This window comes from Zoogloea dura, from assembly GCF_012927165.1.
GTDB classification, from domain to species: domain Bacteria; phylum Pseudomonadota; class Gammaproteobacteria; order Burkholderiales; family Rhodocyclaceae; genus Zoogloea; species Zoogloea dura.
In genome coordinates this window covers 1-25,724 of record NZ_JABBGA010000002.1, presented here as the reverse complement: position 1 = coordinate 25,724, position 25,724 = coordinate 1, and the positions used below count along the sequence as shown (strand labels likewise).

Below are 25,724 nucleotides of genomic sequence, written 5' to 3'. Positions count from 1 at the left end.
ACACACATCATGACTATCGATCAGAACGCCCGTCGCCGCTTCCTCGTCAATGCCGGCTATGGCATCGGCGCCTACGCCTTCAGCGGCCTGCTGCCCGGCGGCGGCTTCATCTCCTCCGTGCAGGCCGCGGAATACCTGGACCCGCTGGCCCCCAAGCAGCCCCACCACGCCGCCAAGGCCAAGGCCGTGATCTGGCTGCACATGGCCGGCGCACCGTCCACCCTCGACCTGTTCGACTACAAGCCCGAGCTGGTCAAGCTGCACGGCCAGCCCCTGCCGGACTCCTTCTCGAAGAACCTGAAGACCGCCACCGACGGCGGCGTCGGGGCCCTCTACGCCACCAAGCGCACCTGGAAACAATACGGTGAGAGCGGCGCCTGGTTCTCCGACCTGGTGCCCAACCTGGCCCAGCACGCCGACAAGATCTGCTTCCTGAAAGGCAGCAAGACCGAAGGTTCGACCCACGTCATCGCCTCCCTCAAGCTGCACACCAGCGGCCTGGTGCCGGGGCGTCCGGCGCTGGGTTCGTGGATCCAGTACGGCCTGGGCACCAACAACCCCGACCTGCCGGCCTTCGTGGTGCTGGCCAACGGCCGCAGCACCGGCGGCGGCGGCCGCGGTCAGGTGATCTGGAGCTCCGGCTTCCTGCCCGCGGTGTACCAGGGCACGGCCTTCCGTCAGGGCGACTCCCCCATCCTGCACCTGGATCGCCCGGCCGGCGTCTCCGACGTGGAACAGCGCAACACCCTGGAGCTGCTGAAGAACCTCAACCAGCGCACCGCGGCGCGCTACCCGGCGGACACCGAACTGGAGGCCCGCCTGCGCTCCTACGACCTGGCCTACCGCATGCAGAAGTCCGCCCCCGAGGCGGTGGACCTCTCCAAGGAGACCGACGCCACCAAGAAGCTCTACGGCCTGGACGACAAGTCCACCGTGGAATACGGCACCAACCTGCTGCGCGCCCGCCGCCTGATCGAGAAGGGCGTGCGCTTCGTGCATGTCATCTCCGGCTCCCCGGACGACAGCCTGCCGGACTGGGACGCCCACAACAATATCGAGAAGAACCACGGCACCATGGCCAAGCTGGTGGACAAGCCGATCGCCGGCCTGCTCGCCGACCTGGAAGCCCGTGGCCTGCTCAAGGACACCCTGGTGGTGTGGACCTCCGAGTTCGGCCGCACGCCTTACGGCCAGACCGGCGACGGGCGTGACCACAACCCCTGGGGCTTCACCTCCTGGGTGGCCGGCGGCGGCATCAAGGCCGGCTACACCCACGGCGCCACCGACGAGATCGGCCTGCGTGCCGCCAGCGGCATCGTGGATACCTACGACCTGCAGGCGACCCTGCTGCATCAACTGGGCCTGGACCACCGCAAGCTCACCTTCCAGTACCAGGGCCGCCAGGAGAAGGCCACCACCGTCTTCGGCGACGTGGTCCAGGAAATCATCACCTGACCGGGAGGGTGCCGGGGCGGCTGGCGCTGCCCCGGCACTGCTCTCCCATGTAACCCGCAGAGAATCATGCACAAGAAAAGACTCCTTCACCTTGCCCTGACCAGTTTGCTCGCCATGACCGCCTTCACCGCCTCCGGCGCGGTGGATGAAGATTTCATGCGCAACGTGGAAGACACCTTCAAGAGCGCCGATTCGGCGATCGGCCTGAAGGATGCCAAGACCGCCACCTCCGATGCCCGTGAGCTGGAGAAGCTCTTCAAGGAAGTGACCGACCACTACGCGCAGAAGGGCGACGCGGCCGAGGGGGTCAAGCTGTCGCAGAAGAGCGTCGACCTGTCGACTAAGATCGTGACTACGGTGGCTGCCAAGGATTTCGACAGCGCCGCCCTTGCCTCGGCCGAGCTCGGCCGTACCTGCAAGACCTGCCACAACGTTTACAAGCAGGACTGACGCCATGAAGAAACTGTTGCTCGGCGCGCTGATCGCCGCCACGGTGCTGCCGGCTGCGGCGGCCCTCAAGGAAGGGGACGCCGCCCCCGACTTCAAGGCCCAGGCCTCGCTGGCCGGCAAGGCCTTTGCCTATTCCCTGAAGGATGCCCTCAAGAAGGGGCCGGTGGTGGTGTACTTCTATCCCTCGGCCTACACCAACGGCTGCAACCTGCAGGCCCACACCTTCTCCGAGAACATCGGCAAGTTTGCCGCGGCGGGTGCCAGCGTGGTGGGTGTGTCCCTCGACAGCATCGGCCGCCTCAACGAGTTCTCCGCCGATCCGGAATTCTGCGCCGGCAAGCTCGCCGTGGCCTCGGATGCCGACGGCCGCATCGCCAGGGCCTACGACCTGTCCGTGCGGGAAGGCAGCGGCAGCAGCAAGGACACCCGCGGCCAGGCCATCGACCATGGCTTTGCCGAACGCACCACCTTCGTGATCCGGCCCGACGGCCGCATCGCCGCCACGGTCAGCGGCCTGGCGCCGGTGGCCAATGTCGAGAAGGCCCTCGACGCAGTGCGCACGCTGGCAGGTCAGCGGCCTTGATGCGCAGGGGCCGCGCACGCCTGTCGGCAATCCTTGCGCTGGCGGGTGTGCTGGTCGCCGGCAGCGCCGGGGCCGACAGCATCCTCGAGTTCGACATCTGGATGCAGAAGATCGACCGCCACAGCCAGACCATCCTGCATGCCCTGAAGCGCCAGGATGTGAGTGCCGCGGTGGCCGACGCCCGCGAGCTGGAGCGCCTGTACGGCCAGATGGAACGCTTCTACGAGGCCCGCGGCGAGCACGACGATCCGCTGCTGCTGTCCTGGGACGGGCGCCAGCGCGCCGCCAGCGCCGCCGTCCAGGCCCAGCAGGGGGATTTCGCCGGCGCCTTCGAGTCGGCGGTCGGCATCGCCCGCGACTGCCGGGCCTGCCATGACCGCTTCAAGCCGATCAAGCCCCAGGGTTGAACCATGCCCCGTCTTTCGATCCGCCTGTTCATGGCTGTCACGGCCATTGTCTTCGGCGCCGGCGCCGCGGCGGCCGAGCGGGTCGGTGATCCGCTGGCCGGCAAGGCCTGGTCCGAGGACAACGTGTGCAAGGAATGCCACAACCCGGACGGCAACAGCACGGTGGCCGAGTACCCGCGCCTGGGCGGCCAGCAGGTCGCCTACCTGTACAAGCAGCTGCGCGACTTCCGCGACGGGCGGCGCAAGAACGTGATCATGCAGGCCCTCACCCAGGACCTGGGCGACCGGGAGCTGGCCGACGTCTCCGCCCATTTCTCGGTGCAGCCGGCCATGAAGGGCGCCGCGCCAGTGGCCAACCCGCTGGGCCGGCGCCTCTTCGAGCAGGGCGACCCGGAGCGCCGCATCCCGGCCTGCGCCGGCTGCCATGGCGCCGACGGCAAGGGCCTGGCACTGGCCGCCAGCCAGGCCTACCCGGCGATCGGCGGGCAGCACCGCTTCTACCTGCGCGGCCAGTTGCAGGACTGGCGCAGCGAGACCCGCCGCAACAGCCCGGACGGCGTCATGAACCAGGTCGCCAGGACGCTCGGCGATGCCGACATCGAAGCCCTGGCCGACTATCTTTCAGGCCTGTAGGCCCTCTTCATCCCCCCGGACATAGCCCACGCCATGAGCAAATACTCTCTTTCCATCAACGGACATAGCCGTGGTGTCGATGTGGCACCGGACACGCCACTGCTGTGGGTACTGCGCGATACCCTCGAGCTGGCAGGCACCAAGTTCGGTTGTGGTGCGGGCCACTGCGGCGCCTGTACCGTGCATCTCAACGGTGTGCCCACCCGTGCCTGCATGACACCCGTGTCCACCGTCGGGCGTAAGCAGGTCACCACCATCGAGGGTCTCGACAGCAAGGGCGAGCACCCCCTGCAGCGGGCCTGGAAGGAACTGGACGTGCCCCAGTGCGGCTACTGCCAGGCCGGCCAGATCATGACCGCCGCCGCCCTGCTCAAGGAGAACCCGCGCCCCAGCGACGAGGAGATCGACGGCGCCATGGCCGGCAACCTGTGCCGCTGCGGCACCTACCTGCGCATCCGCAAGGGCATCCACCGGGCTGCCGAGCTTGCCGCTGCCGACAAGAAAGGCCGCAAATGAACGCCCCCGATCTGGCCAGCGCCGGCCGCCGCAACTTCCTGCGCAGCTCCGCCCTGGCGGGCGGCGGGCTGGTGCTGGGCTTCTACCTGAACGGCACCGGCAACGCCGCCGAGCAGGTGGCCAAGCCGGCCGCCGCGCCGGGGGCCGAATTCAAGCCCAACGCCTTCATCCGCATCGGCCGCGACGGCATCGTGACCCTGGTCTCCAAGCAGCCGGAGATCGGCCAGGGCATCAAGACCTCCCTGCCGGCGGTGATCGCCGAAGAGCTGGAGGTGAGCTGGAAGGATGTGCGCATCGTGCAGGGCGACCTGGACCCGGTCTATGGCCGCCAGAGCGCCGGCGGCTCCACCTCCACCCCCACCAACTACGAAGACTTCCGCCGCCTCGGCGCCACCGCCAAGGCGATGCTGGTGGAGGCGGCCGCGCGGGCCTGGAAGGTGCCGCCCGGCGAATGCCATGCCGCCGACTCCGCCGTGCATCACCGCCCGAGCAAGCGCCGCCTGGGCTACGGCCAGCTGGTCGAGGCCGCTGCGGCGCTGCCGGTGCCCGACGCGAAAAGCGTGCAGGTCAAGGACCCGAAGGACTTCAAGCTGCTCGGCAAGCGCATCGGCGGCGTGGACAACCACGCGGTGGTCACCGGCCAGCCCCTGTTCGGCGTGGATACCCGCCTGCCCGGCATGCTCTACGCCGTGTATGAGAAGTCGCCCGTGTTCGGCGGCAAGGTCCGGCGCGCCAACCTGGAGGCCATCAAGGCCCTGCCGGGGGTCAAGGACGCCTTCGTCATCGACGGCACGGCCGACCTGCGCGGCCTGCTGCCCGGCGTGGCCATCGTCGCCGAGTCCACCTGGGCCGCCTGGAGCGCCCGCAAGCAGCTGCAGGTGGAGTGGGACGAAGGCCGCTTCGCCGACCACAGCTGGGCCGGCTTCGTGGCCGAAGCCCAGCGCCTGGGCAAGCAGCCCGGCGCCACCACCCTGCGCAAGGATGGCGATGTGAACGCCGCCCTGGCCGGTGCCGCCCGGACCGTCGAGGCCGCCTACACCTATCCCTTCATCTCCCACGCCAGCATCGAGCCGCAGAACTGCACTGCCTGGTTCAAGGACGGCAGCCTGGAGCTGTGGGCCCCTACCCAGAACCCGGCCGCCGGCCAGGAACTGGTGACCGCCACCCTGGGGATTCCGAAGGACAAGATCCTCCTGCACATCACCCGCAGCGGCGGCGGCTTCGGCCGGCGCCTGTCGGCCGACTACATCGTCGAAGCGGCGGCCATCGCCCAGCGGGTGGCAGCGCCGGTGAAGCTCACCTGGACCCGCGAGGACGACCTGCGCCACGACCACTTCCGGGCCGCCGGCTTTCACTTCCTGCGCGGCGGCACCGATGCGAAAGGGCGCCTGATCGCCTGGCACAACCACTTCGTCACCTTCGCCAACCCGGTCACCCGGGACGGCAAGACCACCCTGCAGCCCGGCAGCGGCGGCAGCCTGTCGGGCGACGAGTTCCCGGGCCGCTGGGTGGACAACTGCCTGCTGGAGCAGAGCGCCATCGAGTGCGGCGTGCCGATGGGGCCTTGGCGGGCGCCAGGCAGCAACGTGTTCGCCTGGGTCTTCCACAGCTTCATCGATGAGCTGGCCCACGCCGCCGGCCGCGACCCGCTGGAATTCCGCCTGGAGATCCTCGGCGACAAGGCCATCATGCCGGGCACCGGCGAGCGCGGCACGCCCTACGATGTGAGCCGCATGCGGCGCGTCCTGCTGGACGTGGCCGAGAAGTCGGGCTGGGGCAAGCGCAAGTTCCCGAAGGGCCAGGGGCAGGGCATCGCCTTCCACTTCAGCCACCGCGGCTACATCGCCGAAGTCGCCGAGGTGACGGTGGCCAGGGACGGCAGCCTCAAGCTCGACCGGGTGGTGGTGTCGACGGACATCGGCGCCCAGATCGTCAACCTCTCCGGTGCCGAGAACCAGGTCGAAGGCTCCATCGTCGATGGCCTCGGCACCCTGATGTTCCCCGAGCTGAACATCGAGCGCGGGCGCATCGTGCAGGGCAACTTCAACGAGTACCCGCTGATCCGCATCCCCGACGCGCCGACCCGGGTCGAGGTGCATTTCGTGAAGACCGATTACCCGGTCACCGGCCTTGGCGAGCCGGCCTTCCCGCCGCTGGCCCCGGCAGTCTGCAACGCCATCTTCGCGGCCATCGGCAAGCGCGTGCGGCAGCTGCCCCTGTCGCGTACGGATCTGCGCTGGAGCTGAGGTGAGCGGATGCGCTACCTGATCCTGATCGTCTGGCTGGTGGTGGTCGGAACGGCCATCGGCTGGCTCGGCCTGGCCGCCGCGGAGGACGACGCCCGCCGCGTCGAGCCGGCCGATGCGCCGGAGCTGTCGATTCCCTTCGCCAACCGGGGCGGCATCCGCGACTGGGTGGCGGTGGACGACTCGACCCTGCTGGTTCAGGACAACTTCCGCAAGTGGTACAAGCTGCGCCTGGTGGCGCCGACACGGCACCTGCTCCACGCCGAGGGCATCGGCTTCGTCACCGGGCCCTCGGGCACCCTCGACAACACCGGCGCGCTGGCCGTGCGCGGCCACAAGTATCCGATCGCCTCGGTCACCGCCAGCGAGGGGCCGAAGCGCCAGCGGCGCTGACGGCCCTTGTCCGGCAGGCCATACGGTTCTTATTTCCATGGGTGCTTGTGCACATTGTTTGTGTGCATATTTTCACGATTACTTTTTCGCTTAATTTTTCCGGTCTCGCACCGTAAATAAGGCGTTCTCGCGATTTCGTATCTGCTATTGCGGAGTTTGATGCAAGTCAACAGGCCGAGCCTATTTCTTTATTGCCCCATGTTGTTTGAGAGTTTTCGCCTTACAAAATATTTCAAATATCAGCAATAATCGGATCGCTGCGCGCCGGGGCCCCGACTGGCTCTGAACTCTTCGAACCCAATCGCTTCGAGAACATGAACAAGAACTTCAGCACGAATCCGACCGCCGTTTCGTCCAGAACGCTTCTCGCCCTGATACTCGCAGCCGGTCTCACCGGCTGCGCCTCGTTTACGCCCCAGGCATTGCAGCCCTCCGAGGTGCTGGGTACCGCCCAGGCGGACAAGGTGGCCCAGGCTAAAGACGTGGTGCCCCTGAGTGGCCCCCTGAGCCTTGAGGAGGCTGTGGCCCGCGCCATCAAATACAACGCCGAGCGCCGCCTGAAGGCCATGGAGGAGGCCGTCGCGGCTGGCACCTTCGAGGCTGGCAAGTTCGACATGCTGCCGAAGCTGGTTGCATCGGCGGGCTATCGGTACCGCGACAAGGATCTGCTGACCTCGAGCCGCGACCTCGAGACGGGGGCGCTGATCGGTGCGCGCACCATCTCCAGCAGTGCCGAGGCCGTCACCACCGACCTCGGTTTGTCCTGGAGCCTGCTCGATTTCGGGCAGAGCTACTACGCAGCCAAGCAGAACGGCGACCGCGCATTGATCGCCGCCGAGCGCCGCCGCAAGGCGATCCACACCCTGGTGCAGGACGTGCGGACCGCCTACTGGCGTGTGGCCGCGGCCGACAAGCTGAATGTCTCCGTGCGCGCAACCATCCAGGAGGCTGAAAGTGCCCTGCAGGACGCCCGCAAGGCCGAGGGCGAGATGCTGCGTTCGCCCCTCGAGCCGCTGCGCTTCCAGCGTCAGCTGCTGGAGAACCTCCGCCTGCTGGAGGCGGTGGAGCAGGAGTTGTCCTCAGCCCGCATCGAGCTGGCCGCCCTGGTCGGTCTGCCGCACACCCAGCCGATTTCGGTGGTCGAGCCCGCGGGCGAGATCCAGACCGCCTGGCTGGATGCGCCGGTTGATGCGATGGAGACTCAGGCGCTGGCCTTCAACCCGGATCTCCGGGAGAGCATGTACAACGCGCGCATCGCCCAGGAGGAGACCCGCCGGGCCATGCTCAAGTTCTTCCCCGGCCTGTCCTTCAACTACGGTATCAAGCGCAGCGATGATGCCTACCTGGTGAATCAGTCCTGGAACGAGGCGGGGGTGCAGCTCTCCTACAATCTGCTCGGCCTGCTCGGCCTGCCGGCGCAGATGCGTCTGGCCGAAGCCGGGGTGGCCCTGGCGGACCAGAAGCGGGTGGCGACCCAGATGGTGGTGCTGACCCAGCTCCATATCGCCCGTTTGCAGTACGCCAACGCAACCCGCCAGTTTGCGCGTGCCGACTCCATCGCAGGTGTGGACGGTCGTATCGTCGCCCACGTCAGCAACCAGGAGCTGGCACAGAAGCAGACCAAGCTGGAGCGGGTATCTCAACAGACCGCCAGCATCCTCTCGTCGCTGCGTCGTTACCAGGCCATGTCCAACGTGCAGGCGGCTGCTTCGCGCCTGCAGGCCACCCTGGGCATGGAGTTGTCGGTGGAGGGGAGCGACACCATGCCGCTGGCCGACCTGACTGCCGCCGTATCCCGTTCGCTGCAGAGCTGGGAGGCCGGCAAGCTGCCGCCGGCACCCCAGGCCGCCGCTCCCCGGGACTGAGTCCGATGCGTCTTCCTGACAGACAGTCCTGGGCCGTCCGTGGCCCGGCGGGTCTGCTGCTGGCCGCGTGCCTGGGCAGCAGCGTCGCGCTGGCGGCTCCCGAGCCGGTGCGTCCTGCCGCGCCAGCCGGGCCCAGCGCCCTTGAGGCGCGGGAGATCCGCGCCCAGCTCATGCCGCGCCGTTACACCACGCTGGCGGCCGAGATCGGGGCCAAGATCAATCGCCTCCCGGTGCCGGAGGGGGGAACCTTCAAGGCCGGGCAGGCGCTGGTGGGTTTCGATTGCAGCCTGCAGCAGGCCCAGCTGAACAAGGCCAAGGCTGCCCTCGGCGCCGCCGACAAGACCTGGAGCGCCAACAAGCGCCTGGCTGAGCTCAACTCGGTGGGCAAGGTTGAGCTGGAGCTGTCCGCCGCCGAGGTGGACAAGGCTCGGGCCGAAGTTGCCGCCAATGCGGCGGTGATCGCCAAGTGTTCTGCGTCGGCCCCCTTCAATGGGCGGGTAGCAGAGCAGAAGGTGCGCGAGCAGCAATACGTGCAGCCCGGCCAGGCGATGCTCGAGATCATCGATGACTCCCAGCTTGAGCTCGAGTTCATCGTGCCCAGCAAGTGGCTGGCCTGGGTGAAGTCCGGTTCGACCTTCCAGGTCCGCATCGACGAGACCGGCAGGAGCTACCCCGCCAAGGTTCAGCGCATCGGCGCCCGGGTCGACCCGGTCAGCCAGTCGGTCAAGCTCAACGCCGTCATCGACGGCAGATTTCCCGAACTCATCGCAGGCATGAGCGGCAAGGTCGTGATGACGCCGCCGGCTGTCCAGTAAGCAACCCCCCCCGTTTGTTGCGAGATTGATATGAACCGCATCTACCGCTCGATCTGGAACGAGGTCAGCCGCACTTTTGTCGCCACTGCCGAAATCGTGCGCTCCCGGGGCAAGTCTGCCTCGCGCAGTCAGGGGCTGGATGCCAGTCTGGCAACACTCGACGCGGGGGATCTACTGGGGAGGGGCGGGCATCCGGCGCAAGCACCGCCGGCTTCACGGTTGCGCAGCGTGCTGCGCCCGCTGGCGCTCGAGCAGCGTTTCATGTTCGATGGGGCCGCCGTGGCGACGGTGGATGCACATGTCAATGATGTGCCTTTGCGCGACGCTGCCGCGATCGCCGAGGCCTTCGCCGCCCACGCCGAGCAGAGCGCCCCCGGGCAGGATGCGGGCCGGGCAGCCGGTTTTGTGACGGAGCCGGTGTTGCTGCGGGAGGCGGTCCCGGAGTTGAACCATGGCAGACGTGAAGTGGTGTTCATCGACACGCATGTGGCGGACTACCAGAGCCTGCTGGGCGGAATCGGGCAGGGGATCGAGGTCCGGTTGATCGACGGCGCGCAGGACGGGGTGGCGCAGATCGCCCGGTGGGCCGAGACCCACAGCGGCTATGACGCCATTCATCTCTTCAGCCACGGTACGAGCGGTTCGGTGACGCTCGGTTCGGTGAGCCTGTCGAATGCCAATCTGGATGCCTACCAGAATCAGCTGGCGACCATCGGCGCCGCCCTGACCGGGAACGGCGACATTCTTGTGTACGGCTGCAAGGTGGCGGCAGGGCAGCCTGGCGTAGACCTGCTCGGGCGGCTTGCCGAGGTGACGGGCGCCGATGTTGCGGCCTCCACCGACATGACGGGGGCGGCCCCCCTGGGTGGAGACTGGCAGCTCGAGTATGCGACGGGGAGCGTGGAGGCCCCGTCCATCGATCTGTCCCGCGACTACGCCGGAATCCTGGGCACCATCAATATGACGGGGCCGGTAGATGCGTATTCGGGGACCAACGGAGAAGCAGACATCTTTGTCCTGCCGGCCGAGGCCGCCAACGGGACGGTCTTGTACACCGCGTGGGGTGGCCTCTACAACAATAACGGCCAGTGGCATCTGCTGAACAACATCATCGTGATCAGCAATTTCGATGTTTCCCAGGACAAGATCGACATGTCTGCCTTGGGGGCCGTCATTGATCCGTCGAACGTCCCGAACTACGCGATCAAGGTCGCGTATGGAACCGACTTTTCGACGTGGTCGTCATATGACATCAACTTTACCTCGGCCCAGTACGACGGATCGACTGTCAGCAACTGGAAGGGTGGAACGACCGGCGCCTGGCTGGAGTTCAATGACGATGGCGGCAATCCCACCCTCAATGCTTTCTTCCCGGGGGTCGATGAAAACACTTTCACCCTTGCGAACTTCATCTTCCCCGTCGCCGGGCCGGCCGCACCCGGTGCGCCCGACCTGACCACCGCCTCGGACACCGGTATCAGCAGCACCGACAACATCACCGGGGACACGACCCCGACATTCACCGGTTCGGGGGCCAGCGCAGGGGCGACCATCAAGCTTTACGAGAGCTCGACCCTGCTCGGTACCACGACGGCTGACGGGAGTGGCAACTGGACGATCACCAGCTCCACCCTTGGGGCCGGAACTCACAGCATCACGGCTAAGCAGACGGTAAGCGGAACGGAGTCTGCGGCCTCGGCGTCCCTGTCGGTGACGATCGATACGTCGGCGCCGACGGCGTCCGTCACCTCGGTGGCGGTGAAGCCCGGCACCAGCGTCACCGCCGCCCAGAGCTCGGAGACCGGCAAGGCCTACCTGGTGAGTTCCGGCGCCACCGTCACCGACCTGGCGTCCCTGGATGCGCTCGTCACCGCGGGTTCGGCAAAGTCAGCGACGGTCAGCACGGCCAATTCCAACACCACGCTGGCCACCACGGGCCTGGCCGACGGCACCTACAAGGTGTACTCGGTGGATGCGGGCGGCAACGTCAGCGCGGCGTCCTCCGGCACGGTCACGATTGACAATACTGCCCCGACCATCGGCAGCGTGTCGGCCGGCAATGTGAACAGCGCGGGCGGCTCCACCTACGACTTCACGGTGACCTATGCCGACTCGGGCAGCGGCCTGGATGCCGCCAGCTTCGACAGCAACGACATCACCGTCACAGGCCCCAACAGCTATTCGTCAACCGCTGCCTACGTCTCACGTTCCGGCAACACGGTGACCTACCGTATCACGCCGCCGGGCGGCACCTGGGATGGGGCCGACGCTGGCACCTACACGATCGCCCTTGCCGCCAGCCAGGTGCGTGACACGGCTGGCAACTATGTGGCGGCCAGCGCCAATATCGGCAGCTTTGAAGCCTCATTCAATCCTGCGCCGGTGCTGACCACCCCCTCGGCCATCAATCTCACGGACACTGCGGCTGCGGATACCTTCAGCAACCAGTCAGGGACCTTGAGCGCGACGGATGCTGACGGCATCGCCAGCTACGGCATCCAGTCTCCCACCAGTACCTCCGCGGGCTTCGTGGATGGCGGGCTCACTTACGACATTTCCAAGGCCGGTACTTACGGCACCCTCTACCTGGTGAGCAGCGGGCCGGACATGGGCAAGTACGTCTATGTGCCGGATGCTGCTGCGATCGACAACCTGGCGGCGGGGGCCGCGCCCACCGACACATTCACGGTGACGGCGACCGATGCCAATGGCAGCCCGGCCACGGGCAGTGCAGTGCTGACCGTCAATCTCAGCGGAAGCAATGACGCACCCACCCTGAGCGCCACAGGAAGCTCTCCGGGCTTCACCGAGAACGGCGCTGCCGTGTCCCTGTTCAGCGGGGTCAGCGTGTCGGCGATCGAAGCGGGCGAGAAGCTCGATCAACTGGTGCTGACCGTGAGTAATGTTGCCAACGGCAGCAGCGAGATCCTGAGCGTCGATGGCAGCAATGTCGCGCTCACCAACGGCAACAGCGTGACGACCGCAAGCAATGGCCTGACGGTTGGCGTCTCCCTGAGCGGGGGGCTGGCCACGGTGACCATCGGCAAGAGCGGGGGTGTCCCCGCCAGCACGCTGCAAGGCGTGGTGTCCGGACTGGCCTATCGCAACACCAGCGAATCGCCGGCCACCACGGATCGCGTGGTGACCCTGACCAGCGTTCGTGACGTCGGCGGTACTGCCAACGGTGGTGCCGATACCGCGGCGCTGTCGATCACCTCGACGATCGCGATCACCGGCGTCAATGACGCACCCACCGACATCACCGTCAGCACCAGCACGATCAACCAGTCAGCAGCTGGCGTGGGTGCCTCCGTGGCAACGCTGGGCGTGCTTGACCTGGATGTGGGCGACACGCATGGCTACGCGCTGGTCAGTGGCACCGGAGACACAAACAACAATCTGTTTGTCGTTGATGGCGGCGTGCTCAAGGTCGGCAATACGGCGCTGACCCCGGGCAGCTACAACCTGCGGCTGCGGGTTACCGACAGCGGAACAGGGAGCCTTGCTTACGAGAAGGCCGTGACCATCACCGTGTCCGATGATGTAGGCCCGACCTTCGATGCAGCCGGTTCCGTCCCCGCCGACGGCGCCGCCGGAGTGGCCCCCAGCGCCAACCTGCAGCTCAGCTTCAACGAAGCCATCGCCCTCGGGGCCAGCGGCACCATCGAGCTGCGCGACCTCACCACCAACACCGTGGTGCAGACCTGGGATCTCTCCAACCCCGCCCACGTGGGCGCGGGCAACGGCCAGGTGTCGGTGAGCGGCATGACGCTCACCCTCAACCCCACGGCCAGCCTGGCTGAGGCCACCCATTACGCCATCCGCATCTCCACCTCGGCCATCGAGGACAGCGCGGGCAATCCTTTCGCCGGCATCGGCGACGACACCACCCTTGATTTCTCTACCGGCGTCACCGACAGCGCGGCGCCGGTGCTGCAGTCCATCCAGCGCGGCACGCCGGTGGGCGAGACCACCAACAGCGGTACCCTGACTTTCACCCTCAAGTTCAATGAGGCGGTCACCGGTGCCGACACGGCGGACTTCCAGCTGTCTGCGTCCGGCACGGCCGGCGGCACCCTCTCCCAGGTCACCGGCAACGGCAGCGACACCCTGACGCTCACCGTCACCGGCGTGACCGGCACCGGAACCCTCGGCATCGACCTGGCTGGTGCGCAGAACATCACCGACATCGGCGGCAACGCGCTGGCCAACGGCGATCCGGCGTCCGACCAGGTGTTCAACGTGGACCGCGACCTGCCGAGCGTCATTTCCATCAACCGCATCGGCAACGACACCAGCGTATCGGGCAGCACGGCCCAGTTCCTGGTGATCTTCAGCGAGGCCGTGAAGAACGTCAGCGCGGCCGACTTCAGCCTGGTGGCGGGCGGCACGGTGAGCGGCCAGATCGCCGCCGTGTCGGGCAGCGGTACGGCGGCGATCGTCGTCACGGTAAACAATCTGGGTGGCGCCGGCAGCCTTGGCCTGAGCCTCGCCGGTGGCTACAGCGTCGACGACCTGGCGGGCAACGCCCTGGGCGTTGCCACGCCGGACAGCGGCGTCTCCGAAACCTACCTGGTGGACGCGGATGCGCCCACCGCGGTGAGCATCACCCGCCTGGGGGACGCCCTGACCAACGCCACCACCCTGAGCTTCCAGGTGGTTTTCAATGAGCCCGTCAATGGTGTGGATGCCGCCGACTTCGTGCTGAGCACCACCGGCAGCGCCAGCGGCACCATCGCCAGCGTCAGCGGGTCGGCGGGCAGCTACACCGTCAGCGTCACCGGTGTCAGCGGCTCGGGCTCCCTCGGGCTGGCCTTTGCCGGCAGCCAGAACATCACCGACGAGGGAGGACGCGCCTTTGCCGGCACCCTGCCGTCCCTCGCCGAGACCTACCGGGTGGACAACAGCCTGCCCGACGTGACGGCGATCAACCGGGCCGGCGTCAACCAGATCGCCGCCGGCACGCCTTCCAGCGCCGTGTTCACCGTGGTCTTCAGCGAAGCCGTGAGCGGCCTCAGCGCGGCCGACTTCACGGTCACCGGCAGCGCCGCCAATACCGGAATCAGCAGCGTCAGCAGCACCGACGGCAAGGTCTTCCAGGTCACCGTCGGCGGCGTCAATGGCAGCGTGGGCCAGACCCTCGGCCTCGACTTCACCGGCAGCGTCAGCGATGCGCTCGCGCAGGTCGGCAGCGCCAGCTTCACCACCGGCCAGCAGTACACCATCGGCGGATTGCTGCTCAACGAAGGCGCGCTCGACCAGGCCGCCCTCGACGCGCTGCTCGGAGTGAACCGCGACGGCATGGTCAAGGTCGTGGCTGCGACGGGCCCGGCGACCGAGGTCGTCATCATCGACAGCCGGGTGCCCGGGCTGGCCGAGCAGCTCGGCCAGGTCCGCGCGGGCGTGGACGTGTGGCTGCTGGATGCCGGCAGCAGCGCCACGGCGCAGATCAGCAGCATCCTCTCCGGGTACAGCGGCCTGGCGGCCGTGCACCTGGTGTCGCATGGGTCGAGCGGTGAAGTGCACCTGGGGGCTGAAAATCTCTCCTCCGCCACGCTCCCGGGCTACACGGCGACCCTGGCTGCGTGGGGTAACGCCCTATCTGGGTCGGGTGACCTCCTTGTGTATGGCTGCGACGTGGGCAAGGGGGTGGCGGGGAGCCAGTTCGTTGCCCAGCTGGCCCAGGCGATCGGGGCCGATGTGGCCGCCTCGGACGACCTAACCGGTGCGAGCTGGCTGGGGGGAGACTGGGTGCTGGAAGTCGCGCAGGGGAACATCGATGCGCCGTCCATTGTGGTGTCTGCGTTCAACGGCACCCTGATTGACCCGATCACCTTTGATTTCACCTCCGGAACGGTGACCGACAGCGGAACGGTCGTCACCCAGAAGATCAATGGGGTGACGCTCACCACCACCATCCTCAACGCCTCCGGCAACACCAGCTCAACCGATGTGACGGTGAGCGGCGGCAAGCTGACGGACACCACCAACCAAGGCAAGACCCTGCGTTTCACCTTCAGCGTGCCGTCGGACGTGTCCAGCTTCAAGGTGGGCTACTCGGCCAATTCGGGCGTCGCCAGTTCCTTCACGATCACAGGCACGGAAGTCGGAGGGGGGACCCGGACCTATACCCCCAGTGTGGCCACCACGTCCGGCCAGACCTACCTGATCGATCTGTCCGGTACCAACAACTGGGGCAATCTGACCAAACTGGAGGTCAGTGTGGCCAGCTCCGGGGTGGTGACCTTCTTTGCCGACGACTTCATCATGACGCCGTCCAACCCGGCGCCGTCGGACATCGAGATCTCCTCGACCCTTGCGCCGCAAGGGGTGGCAGGGGTGCGCATCGCCAATCTCCGGGCTGCCGACACGGACCAGACCCTGGCCACCGATACCGTCACCTTCTCCGAGGTGACGGACAGCAGTGATCTGTTCACCGTGAGTTCGAGCGGTGTGCTGTCGCTCTCCGCCGGCAAGTCCCTCGCCAACGGGGCGACGGCATCGATCACCATCCGGGCGACGGACTCAGTCTCCAACACCTACGACGAGACCTTCACGATCACCGGCGGCGCCTACACGGCCTTCTCGGTGGCGAGCAGCACCGAGTATTCCCTGGTTTACGGCGGTGCCAACGTGCTGACCGCCAGCTATACCAACACCCATTACACCCCCACCAACTCGGATGCCTTCTACGTGCTGTTCCCGGAGGGCACTGCGGCAGACGTGCTGTACGACGACGCCGATGAGACCTACGGGGGTTGGATTGGCTACAACGCCAGCCTGCTCGAGGCCCTGGACGGCTACTCCGCCCTGAGCAATGGCCAGAAGATCATCTTCCTGTCCGGTTCGGGCTCGGGCATCGATACCTTCGCCATCCGTGACCAGTACTACGTGGTCACCGTCGGCACTGCCGACACCACGCCGCCCACCTTCGACGTGGCGCCGGCGGCCTCCAGCATCGCGACCACCGGCTTCGACCTGTCGGCCAGCCTCGACGAGGCGGGCAAGATCTATTACGTGGTGGTGGCCAACGGCGCCACCGCGCCGACCGCCGCCGAGGTGAAGGCCGGCACGGCCTCCGGCGGCGGGGCCGCGCTGGGCTCGGGCAATCAGGCGGTCGCCTCCAGCCCCTTCAGCCACACCTTCAGTCTCAGCGGGCTGAGCGCGGGCACGGCCTATGACGTGTACGTGGTGGCCGAAGACAGTGCCGGCACGCCTAATGTCATGCTCTCGCCGACCAAGCTGGATGTAACGACCAGCGCGGCTCCCCCGGTATTCTCTTCGGGCACGACCGCGAATTTTGCCGAGAACGCCTCCGGTACGGTTTATGACGCTGAACTGAGCAGTTCCAGCGGAACCGTCACCTACTCCCTCAGCGGCGCAGATGCCGGGCGCTTCGACCTGAACACCTCCACCGGCGTGCTGAGCTTCAAGAGCGCCCCCGACCACGAGCAGCCCAAGGACGCCGGCACGGACAACGTGTACAACGTGACCATCCGTGCCACCGACGACAACGGCAGCACCGACCGCACCGTTGCGATCACCGTCACGGATGCCAATGACGTCAATTTCTCGAGCGCCGACAATGCCTCCATCACCGGGGGGACGTCGCTGACCCGCAGCGTGACGGCAGGCCTGACCGCCAACATCACCTTCTCGACCGGGAGTTTCCTGAACATCTATGCGCCTGGCGAGAATGCCGGGTTCCCCGGCGGTATCTACGCCTATTCCGGAACGGTCAGCGAGCAGGAACTGGTCATCACCGCGGAGAGCGGCTACACCTTCGACCTGGGCAGCTTCAAGATCGCCCCGGACATCGGGCAGGGCTCCACCTCCGTCAAGGTCCGCTTCACCTCCGGCGGCCAGACCTATGAAGACACCTATCCGCTGACCCTCGACGGCAGCGCTGGCTACACCCTGGTGGTACCGAGCACCCACCCGGTCAACGATGTCACCCAGGTGACCCTGTGGGTGTCGGCCTACGCCGAGTTCCAGGACATCGAGATCACCGATATCCAGGTCCTGGATGTGGCCCCCAGCTTCGACGTGGCGCCGGCGGCCTCCAACATTGCAGCGACCGGCTTCGATCTGTCGGCCAGCCTCGACGAGGCGGGCAAGATCTACTACGTGGTGGTGGCCAGTGGCGCCACCGCGCCGACCGCCGCCGAGGTGAAGGCCGGCACGGCCTCCGGCGGCGGGGCGGCCCTGGCGTCGGGCGACACCACGGTGGGTTCCACCCCCTTCACGGGCAGCGTCAGTGTCAGCGGCCTCAGCGCTGGAACGGGCTATGACGTGTATGTCGTCGCCGAGGACAATGCCGGCACGCCCAACCTGATGGCCACGCCCACCAAGCTGGTGGTCACCACCAGCGCCGCGGCAACCGGAACCGATGTGATCTTCGATGCGGACGGGGCCGATGTGATCTCGCCGGATGTGAGCGTTGCTTCCGCGACTCCCAGCAAGAACATCACCATCACCAATGCCGGTGAGACCCTCAATCTGAGCCTGACGGGAGGATCGTCCGGGTTCTACGTGGATACCTTGAGCAACCTGTTCTCGCTGTTGACCGAAGTTCCGGCCGATGGCTATGCAGGGAAAGTCATATTCACCCAGAACGATGACTTCACTAATTCGGTGACCGCCAGCATCACCGGCAAGGTCTTCGACCTGAATTCCCTGTACCTGCAAGAGGTCAATGCCGACCCCGACACTTTCGTCATCACCACCAATGATGGCAAGTCCGTAACGGTCAACCGCGCGGCCGGCACCGGCGGTGTGGTTGACCTGAGCGGCAACGCCGATTTCAAGGGCATCTCCAGCTTCACCATCACCACCCAGGACGGCAACTTCGTCCTGCACCTGGACAGTATCGACCTGCGCAACATCCACGTGCCGGCGTCTGACACCACGCCGCCCAGCTTCGATGTGGCGCCGGCGGCCTCCAACATTGCCACCACCGGCTTCGACCTGTCGGCCAGCCTCGACGAGGCGGGCAAGATCTATTACGTGGTGGTGGCCAACGGCGCCACCGCGCCGACCGCCGCCGAGGTGAAGGCCGGCACGGCCTCCGGCGGCGGGGCCGCGCTGGGCTCGGGCAATCAGGTGGTCGTCTCCAGCCCCTTCAGCCACAGCTTCAGCCTCAGCGGGCTGAGCGCCGGTACGGACTATGACGTGTACGTGGTGGGCGAGGATGACTCCGGCACGCCCAACGTCATGGCCTCCCCGGTCAAGGTGGACGTGAGCACCGCCAGCAGCCCGGTGCCGACCATCGCCAACCTTGCCGACACCCTCAACTACACCATCGGCAGCGCGGCCCAGATCATCGACCAGGGCACGGCGGCCGCAGTGACCGACGGTGACAGCGCCGATTTCGACACGGGTGTGCTGACCCTCTCCGGCGTGGGCACCGGCGACGTGATCCAGATCCGCAACCAGGGCACGGGCGCCGGGCAGATCGGGGTCAGCGGCAACGACGTGACCTACGAGGGTACGGTGATCGGCACCTACAGCGGCGGGCTGGTGTCCACCCTCACGGTGACCTTCAACGCCAACGCCTCGGCGGCCGCGGTGAGCGCGCTGCTGCAGAACCTCACCTATCGCAACGACATCGCCGAATCCGGCACCGCGCACACGCTGACCCTGACGCTCAGCGATGGCGACGGCAACACCTCGGCGCCGGTGCAACTGAGCATCAACGCCACCACCACCGCGTCGACCAGCGCCAACCTGTTGATCAAGGTGGGAACGGATAACGTCTATAACAACTCGGGGACGCTGGGGGGCTACAACGCCGCCCTGGACAGCGGCGCCACCTCGGTGGTCGATGCCGTCCCGGGGGGGCTGGACGGTCTGGGGACCACGTTCAGCGATACGGATGCCATCTTCTCCTATCAAGGGAAGCTCTACGGGCTGTTCGGCAATCCGGCAGAGACCGGGCGCGGTTTCCGGTTTGCGAGCTATGACGGCACCGAGGTCGTGTATCTGGCCAACGAGGCCTTCGAGGCCCTCGGCTCGGTGACCATCGCCGATGGCAAGATCTTCTTTGTGGCCAACCTCGTGGGAGGGGGGCCTGAGGTCTACCAGTTCGACGTGGCGTCGAGCACGCTGACCCATGTCGGCGGGACGCACAACCAGGCGGGCATCCAGTTCTATGCCGGCGATCTCTACTTCTTCACCCAGAACTACGAGGTGGCCCGCTGGGATGGCAGCGCCGTGCAGGTTGTCTGGGCGGCCAAGACCAACGCGGCGACGTTCACCAACGTGATGGTGGTGATGGACTCCAAGCTGTATTTTGGCGCCCAGCAGCCCGTTGGCGAGGGTCCGTCGAACGCGGTCTATAACGCCGAGATCTACGCCTACGACGCGGCAACCGGCAATGTCTCGCAGCTTACCGACCGGAACGCCGCTACCAACATCTACTCGACCGAGATGCCCAAGCACCTCGTTGTGCATGGCGACAAGGTGTTCTTCGCCGGCACCAACTCGGCCGATCCGCAGAACCTTGCCACGGTCAACGATCACAACCTGATCTCCGTGGATGGCTCGGGCAACATCGTCACCGAGTTTTCCACCGGCAATGACGGCTGGGTGTTCGGCACCTGGAGCATCGACGGTTCGCTGTATTTCGCCGCAAGACTCGGTGGCGATACCTTCACCAACCTGTACAAGTACAACGCAACCGGCAGCGCAACCAACCTGACCGGCTTTACCAGCGGTACGTACAGCATTTCGGATGTGACGGCCTATGCCGCCATGATCTACTTCACTGTCTCCGTTCCCGAGGGTGGCGGCGGCCTTTACAGGTACGACGGAACAACGGTCTCGCAGGTCGGCGGCTTCCCGTCCCTCAATACGGGTGGCGGGATCAAGGAGACCTTCGACCCCGGTCTGGTGGTGTTCGACCACCAGCTCGCGCCGGTGGTCACCAACACGGCCGATCTGGTCGGCATCGTGGCCGGCGCCTCGACGCTGGTTTCGCCGGCGCTGACCGTGACCGACATCGATTCGTCCACCCTGAACGGCGCGACCGTGACCGTAACCGTCGGCAAGCAGGCTGCGGACACGCTCACCTTCACCGCAGCATCCGGGATCACCGGGAGCTACGACAGTGACACCGGCGTACTGACCCTGTCCGGTACCGCGACGGCGGCCCAATACCAGGCGGTGCTCCGGTCCGTGACCTTCAATGCCTCCGCCACGGCTGGTCAGCGGGAGTTCCAGTTCCGAGTCACGGACGGCGAAGGGAACCAGAGCTGGGGCAACTCCCCGGCCGGCCGCGCCTATATTGCCGTGGCCGAGGCGGGCAGCAGCGTCACCACGGTAGGCTTCGATACCGATCCGACGGCGGGCGGAAAGGTTGGCACGGTGGACATCGCCGACAGCAACCTGGGCAGCCTGCAGGTGATTGCACCGCTGGATGGCAGCCCGACCCCGACCTATGGCATCGAGTACAGTGCCGGGACCGCCTCTCTGACCATCGTCTCCGACTGGAACGCCAACCCCAACCTTGTCACCATCAAATCGGCGAATGGTGCCGAGTTCGATCTGCAGGGCTTCCGCTTCACCGACTCGATCGATGTGCAGGGAGACGTGGGCGATCTGGTCATCACCGGCTTCAAGGATGGCGCCCAGACCACCCAGACCACGGTGCGCATCAATCTGTACGGGCCGCAGACCACGGTCATCCTCCCCACGGGCTTCAACAACGTGGATGAGGTTCGCATCGAATCCGGTGCAGACACCCGCAACATGTATTCGGGAGGTGCATTCGGCGGCTTGCTGGATGACATCATGGTGCTGTCCAGGCCCAGCGGTCCGTCTATCGCCTCCGCCACCTACGACGCCAGCACCGGCACGCTGGCGGTGACCACCACCGGCCTCACCGCCGGCAACGCCATCGACGAAACCAGGCTGACCCTCAAGGGCGAGGGCGGGGCGACCTACACCCTGACCGAGAGCGGCAGCATCACTGCCACCAGCGAGACCAGCTTCACCATTGTCCTGAGCGCGGCGGACAAGGCTGCGGTCAGCCAGATCCTGAACAAGTCCGGCGGCAGCTCGACGGACGCCACCACCTACAACCTGGCCGCGGCGGCCGACTGGTATGGCAGCGGCAATGCAGACCTCACCGGCAACGCCGTCACGGTTGCCAGCGTGCCCCTTCCGGCCATCACCAGCGCCACCTACGACGCCGGCACCGGCGTGCTGGTGGTGACCGGCAGCGGCTTCACCCGCGCGGCCGGCGCCGCCAACGATATCGACGTCACCAAGCTCAGCCTCATCGGGACCGGCGGGGGGGCCAGCGCCTTCACGCTGACCGGCGACACCAGCGATGTCGAGATCAGCAGCGACACCGAGTTCACCATCACCCTCGGCAGTGCCGACCGGGCCGCCCTCAACGCCATCCTCAACGTCAATGGCACCGAGTACTCGGCGGGCAATCTCTACAACCTGGCGGCCGCCGACGACTGGGCACGTGGCGCCGACGCCGCCCTGACCATCACCGATGGCACCAGCGGCGTGACCGTGTCGGGCAACAACCCGGCGCCGGTCCTCACCACTCCGACCACCATCAGCCTGAACGACACCGCGGCGGCCGACAGCTTCAGCAACCAGACCGGCACCCTCAGCGCCACCGACGCGGATGGCGTGGCGAGCTATGGCATCCAGGGCGGCACCGCCGGCAGCTACACCGTCGACGGCGACAGCTTCCAGGTGAGCAAGGCCGGCAGCTACGGCAGCCTCTACGTCAACAGCAGCACGGGCGCCTACGTCTTCGTGCCGGATGCGGCGGCGATCAGCGCGGTGGCTGGCGGCGCCACGCCGTCCGAGACCTTCACGGTCACCGCCACCGACGGCCACGCGAGCCCGGCCACCGGTAGCGCCACCCTCACCGTCGAGGTCAGCGGCGCCAACGATACGCCGGCCACGCCGACCCTCGACGGCAGCACCTCCGACAGCCTGGCCCAGTCGACCGCCAGCGCAGGCGCCACGGTAGGTGCCCTGGCCGCCACCGACGCGGAGACCGGAAGCCTCACCTACACCCTGGTCAGCGGGGCCGGCAGCACCGACAACGCCCGCTTCAGCATCGACGGCGGCAGCCTGAAGGTTGGTGGCAGCGCCCTCGAGGCCGGCTCCTACTCGGTACGTGTGCGCGTCACCGATGCCGGTACGCCGGCCGCGGCCTGGTCCGAGCAGGTGCTGACCATCACCGTCACCGACGATGTGGCACCCACCTTCATCGGCAACCAGTCCGCTCCGGCGGACAATGCCACCGGCGTTGCCCCGACGGCCAGCCTGGTGCTGAAGTTCAGCGAAACCATCGTGGCGGGCAGTGGCACCGTCAGCCTGGTCAATGTGACCACCGGGGCTGTCGTCGAGACCTTCGACGTGGCCACCGGCATCGGCAGCGCCGGCGGCAGCCTGAGCATCAGTGGCGACACCCTGAGCCTCGATCCGGGCAGCGACCTGGCCCAGTCCACCCAGTACGCCGTGCAGGTGCCGGCCGCGGTGGTCAAGGATGGCGCCGACAACCCCTTCGGCGGCACCTCCGGCAACACCAGCTACAACTTCACCACCGGATCCACCGACACCACCGCGCCCAGCGTCACCATCGTGGAGGTGGGCGATCCGATCCAGCCCAATGCCGGCAGCGTCACCGTCCGCTTCAGCGAGCCGGTCCAGAACGTGGACATCTCGGCCTTCCGCCTCACCCGCGACGGCGTGCCGGTGGATATCAGCGGCCTCACGCTGAGCGGTTCGGGCAATGAATACAGCCTGGATCTGGGCAGCGTCACCGGCGTCGACGGCGAGTATGTGTTGACCCTCGATCCGTCGCTGGCGAGCACCCCGATCACCGACTCGTCGGGTAATGCCCTGCCCCTGGGGGCCACCGACAGCTTCACCATCGACACCACCGCACCGTCCGGCGCCACCATCGTGCGCGCCTCGGCCAGCCCCACCTCGGCCTCCGGCGTGAACTTCACGGTGGTCTTCGGCGAGGCGGTGAGCGGCGTGGATGCGGCTGATTTCGAACTGGTCGGCAGCGCCACCGGTGGCGCCAGCATCGCCGGGGTGACGCGCATCTCCGACAGCGTGTATTCGGTGGCGGTCAGCGGCCTGTCGGGCAGCGGTACCCTTGGCCTCAACCTCAAGTCGAGCGGCACCGGCATCGCCGACCGGGCGGGCAACGCCCTCGCCGGCGGGGCGACCGGCCAGCTCTACACCCTGGATGCCGGCCTGCCTGCAGTGCTGAGCATCACCCGCAACAGCCAGGAAGTCACCGCGGCCGATTCCGTCTCCTTCACCGTCAGCTTCAACGAGGCGGTCAGTGGCGTGGATGCCACCGACTTCATCATCGACAAGGGAGACGGCGTCACCGCCTCCAGCGGTGATGTCTCCGTCTCCGGCAGCGGCACCACTTACACGGTCACCGTGGCCAACGTCGCCGGTGACGGGCGCCTCAGCGTCGACCTGAAGGCCTCGGGCACCGGCATCATCGACGGCACCAGCCACGCCATCAGTGGCGGTTTCAGCAGCGGTGAGTCCTACCTGATCGACAACACCCTGCCGGTGATCAGCGCCAGCCAGTCCTTCGACCTGCCCGAGAACATGGGCACAGGGTTCGTGATTGGCCAGGTCCGGGTCAGCGATGCCAACCGGGTTACCGGCTACAGCATTGTCAGCGGCAACGCCGACGGCTATTTTGCCGTCGATGCCGACGGGGTCATCACCCTGACCGCCGCCGGCGCCGCGGCAGGGGCGGCATCGTCGGACTACGAGACCACCCCCAACAGCTTCACGCTGGGGGTGGTCGCGACCGACGAGGCCGGGAACGCCTCGGCCAGTGTTGACGTCGGCATCCAGGTCCTCGACGAGGAGGAGAATCAGGCTCCGGTCGTCGCTGCGCCGCTCACCAGTGCCGCGGACGAGGGGGACAGCGCCTACGACATCGACCTGCTCGATGGCGCGAGTGATCCGGACGCGGGCGACGTGCTGGCGGTGAGCGCTGTGACCTACACCGTGGATGGTGTGGCCACCGGCAACGCCGGCGCCGACCTGCCGGGCGGCCTGTCGCGCACGGATGCAACCCTGAGCGTCGATCCTGATGATGCCGCCTTCGATGATCTGGCTGCTGGCGAGACGCGGGTCATCGTGGTGAGCTACCAGGTGGCCGACGGCAATGGCGGCAGCGTGGCCCAGACCGCCACCCTCACGATTACCGGCAGCAACGACACCCCGACGGTGACGGCCGGCACGCCGACCGCCACCCTGGTGGAAGCCGGTGGCGTGGCCAACGGCACGGCAGGCATCGCATCGAGCACGATCAGCCTGAGCAAGGGCGACCTGGATGGCACGGCCGAGTGGGACAGCGCCTGGCTGCTGGCCAACGGCTGGAGCACGGCGGACGCCGGCCTCACCTACACCAAGGCCGGCACCTACGGCACGGCCACCTTCACAGTGGCGAGCGGGCAAGTCGCTTACGCCCTGGACGACGCCGACAGCGACACCCAGGCCCTGGCGGCCGGGGCCAGCGTGACGGACAGCTTCAGCGTGCAGGTGAGCGACGGCAGCGCCACGGCCTCCGTAGCGGCGGTGTTCCAGATCAGCGGCAGCAACGACACCCCGACGGTGACGGCCGGCACGCCGACTGCCACCCTGGTGGAAGCCGGCGGCGTGTCCAACGGCACGGCGGGCACCGCATCGAGCACGATCAGCCTGAGCAAGGGCGACCTGGATGGCACGGCCGAGTGGGACAGCGTGTGGCTGCTGGCCAACGGCTGGAGCACGGCGGACGCCGGCCTCACCTACACCAAGGCCGGCACCTACGGTACGGCCACCTTCACAGTGGCGAGCGGGCAAGTCGCTTACGCCCTGGACGACGCCGACAGCGACACCCAGGCCCTGGCGGCCGGGGCCAGCGTGACGGACAGCTTCAGCGTGCAGGTGAGCGACGGCAGCGCCACGGCCTCCGTGGCAGCGGTGTTCCAGATCAGCGGCAGCAACGACACCCCGACGGTGACGGCCGGCACGCCGACCGCCACCCTGGTGGAAGCCGGCGGCGTGGCCAACGGCACGGCGGGCACCGCATCGAGCACGATCAGCCTGAGCAAGGGCGACCTGGATGGCACGGCCGAGTGGGACAGCGCCTGGCTGCTGGCCAACGGCTGGAGCACGGCGGACGCCGGCCTCACCTACACCAAGGCCGGCACCTACGGCACGGCCACCTTCACAGTGGCGAGCGGGCAAGTCGCTTACGCCCTGGACGACGCCGACAGCGACACCCAGGCCCTGGCGGCCGGGGCCAGCGTGACGGACAGCTTCAGCGTGCAGGTGAGCGACGGCAGCGCCACGGCCTCCGT

The 25,724-nt window shown here is 67.1% G+C and carries 11 protein-coding genes; all 11 read left to right on the top strand.

Annotated elements, in window-relative coordinates:
* The first annotated feature begins 9 nt into the window (after positions 1 to 9).
* Positions 10 to 1,455 (top strand): DUF1501 domain-containing protein, encoded by a 1,446-nt coding sequence (locus tag HHL15_RS03010; protein WP_206198566.1) that lies wholly within the window; start codon positions 10 to 12, stop codon positions 1,453 to 1,455.
* A 66-nt stretch (positions 1,456 to 1,521) separates the two neighbouring features.
* A complete protein-coding gene (locus HHL15_RS03005; protein WP_169144354.1) occupies positions 1,522 to 1,905 on the top strand; it encodes a hypothetical protein in 384 nt (127 codons plus the stop codon).
* 4 nt (positions 1,906 to 1,909) lie between these two features.
* A complete protein-coding gene (locus HHL15_RS03000) occupies positions 1,910 to 2,488 on the top strand; it encodes a peroxiredoxin (RefSeq protein ID WP_169144353.1) in 579 nt (192 codons plus the stop codon).
* The gene (locus tag HHL15_RS02995) at positions 2,488 to 2,895 is read left to right on the top strand and encodes a hypothetical protein (protein WP_169144352.1); all 408 of its coding nucleotides are present in this window, start codon (positions 2,488 to 2,490) and stop codon (positions 2,893 to 2,895) included. Before HHL15_RS03000 ends, HHL15_RS02995 begins: the two co-directional genes overlap by 1 nt.
* Before the next feature lie 3 nt (positions 2,896 to 2,898).
* A complete protein-coding gene (locus HHL15_RS02990) occupies positions 2,899 to 3,528 on the top strand; it encodes a c-type cytochrome (protein ID WP_206198565.1) in 630 nt (209 codons plus the stop codon).
* Positions 3,529 to 3,561: 33 nt separating this feature from the next.
* A complete protein-coding gene (locus HHL15_RS02985; RefSeq protein ID WP_169144351.1) occupies positions 3,562 to 4,044 on the top strand; it encodes a (2Fe-2S)-binding protein in 483 nt (160 codons plus the stop codon).
* A complete protein-coding gene (locus tag HHL15_RS02980) occupies positions 4,041 to 6,290 on the top strand; it encodes a xanthine dehydrogenase family protein molybdopterin-binding subunit (protein WP_169144350.1) in 2,250 nt (749 codons plus the stop codon). Before HHL15_RS02985 ends, HHL15_RS02980 begins: the two co-directional genes overlap by 4 nt.
* A gap of 9 nt (positions 6,291 to 6,299) precedes the next feature.
* Positions 6,300 to 6,683: a DUF6491 family protein gene (locus HHL15_RS02975; protein WP_169144349.1), complete on the top strand. Its 384-nt coding sequence runs from the start codon at positions 6,300 to 6,302 to the stop codon at positions 6,681 to 6,683.
* A 314-nt stretch (positions 6,684 to 6,997) separates the two neighbouring features.
* Entirely contained in the window at positions 6,998 to 8,548 is a 1,551-nt protein-coding gene (locus HHL15_RS02970) for a TolC family protein (protein ID WP_169144348.1), read from the top strand.
* A gap of 5 nt (positions 8,549 to 8,553) precedes the next feature.
* On the top strand, positions 8,554 to 9,363 hold the full coding sequence (locus tag HHL15_RS02965) for an efflux RND transporter periplasmic adaptor subunit (protein ID WP_169144347.1): 810 nt from the start codon (positions 8,554 to 8,556) through the stop codon (positions 9,361 to 9,363).
* 30 nt (positions 9,364 to 9,393) lie between these two features.
* Positions 9,394 to 25,724 (top strand): DUF4347 domain-containing protein (locus HHL15_RS02960; RefSeq protein ID WP_169144346.1); only part of this gene is annotated, 16,331 nt, incomplete at its 3' end.

Excerpts from the sequence above, each read along its gene's own strand:
- HHL15_RS03010 (WP_206198566.1), top strand. The coding sequence starts at position 10 with ATGACTATCGATCAGAACGCCCGTCGCCGCTTCCTCGTCAATGCCGGC.
- HHL15_RS03005 (WP_169144354.1), top strand. The coding sequence starts at position 1,522 with ATGCACAAGAAAAGACTCCTTCACCTTGCCCTGACCAGTTTGCTCGCC.
- HHL15_RS03000 (WP_169144353.1), top strand. The coding sequence starts at position 1,910 with ATGAAGAAACTGTTGCTCGGCGCGCTGATCGCCGCCACGGTGCTGCCG.
- HHL15_RS02995 (WP_169144352.1), top strand. The coding sequence starts at position 2,488 with ATGCGCAGGGGCCGCGCACGCCTGTCGGCAATCCTTGCGCTGGCGGGT.
- HHL15_RS02990 (WP_206198565.1), top strand. The coding sequence starts at position 2,899 with ATGCCCCGTCTTTCGATCCGCCTGTTCATGGCTGTCACGGCCATTGTC.
- HHL15_RS02985 (WP_169144351.1), top strand. The coding sequence starts at position 3,562 with ATGAGCAAATACTCTCTTTCCATCAACGGACATAGCCGTGGTGTCGAT.
- HHL15_RS02980 (WP_169144350.1), top strand. The coding sequence starts at position 4,041 with ATGAACGCCCCCGATCTGGCCAGCGCCGGCCGCCGCAACTTCCTGCGC.
- HHL15_RS02975 (WP_169144349.1), top strand. The coding sequence starts at position 6,300 with ATGCGCTACCTGATCCTGATCGTCTGGCTGGTGGTGGTCGGAACGGCC.
- HHL15_RS02970 (WP_169144348.1), top strand. The coding sequence starts at position 6,998 with ATGAACAAGAACTTCAGCACGAATCCGACCGCCGTTTCGTCCAGAACG.
- HHL15_RS02965 (WP_169144347.1), top strand. The coding sequence starts at position 8,554 with ATGCGTCTTCCTGACAGACAGTCCTGGGCCGTCCGTGGCCCGGCGGGT.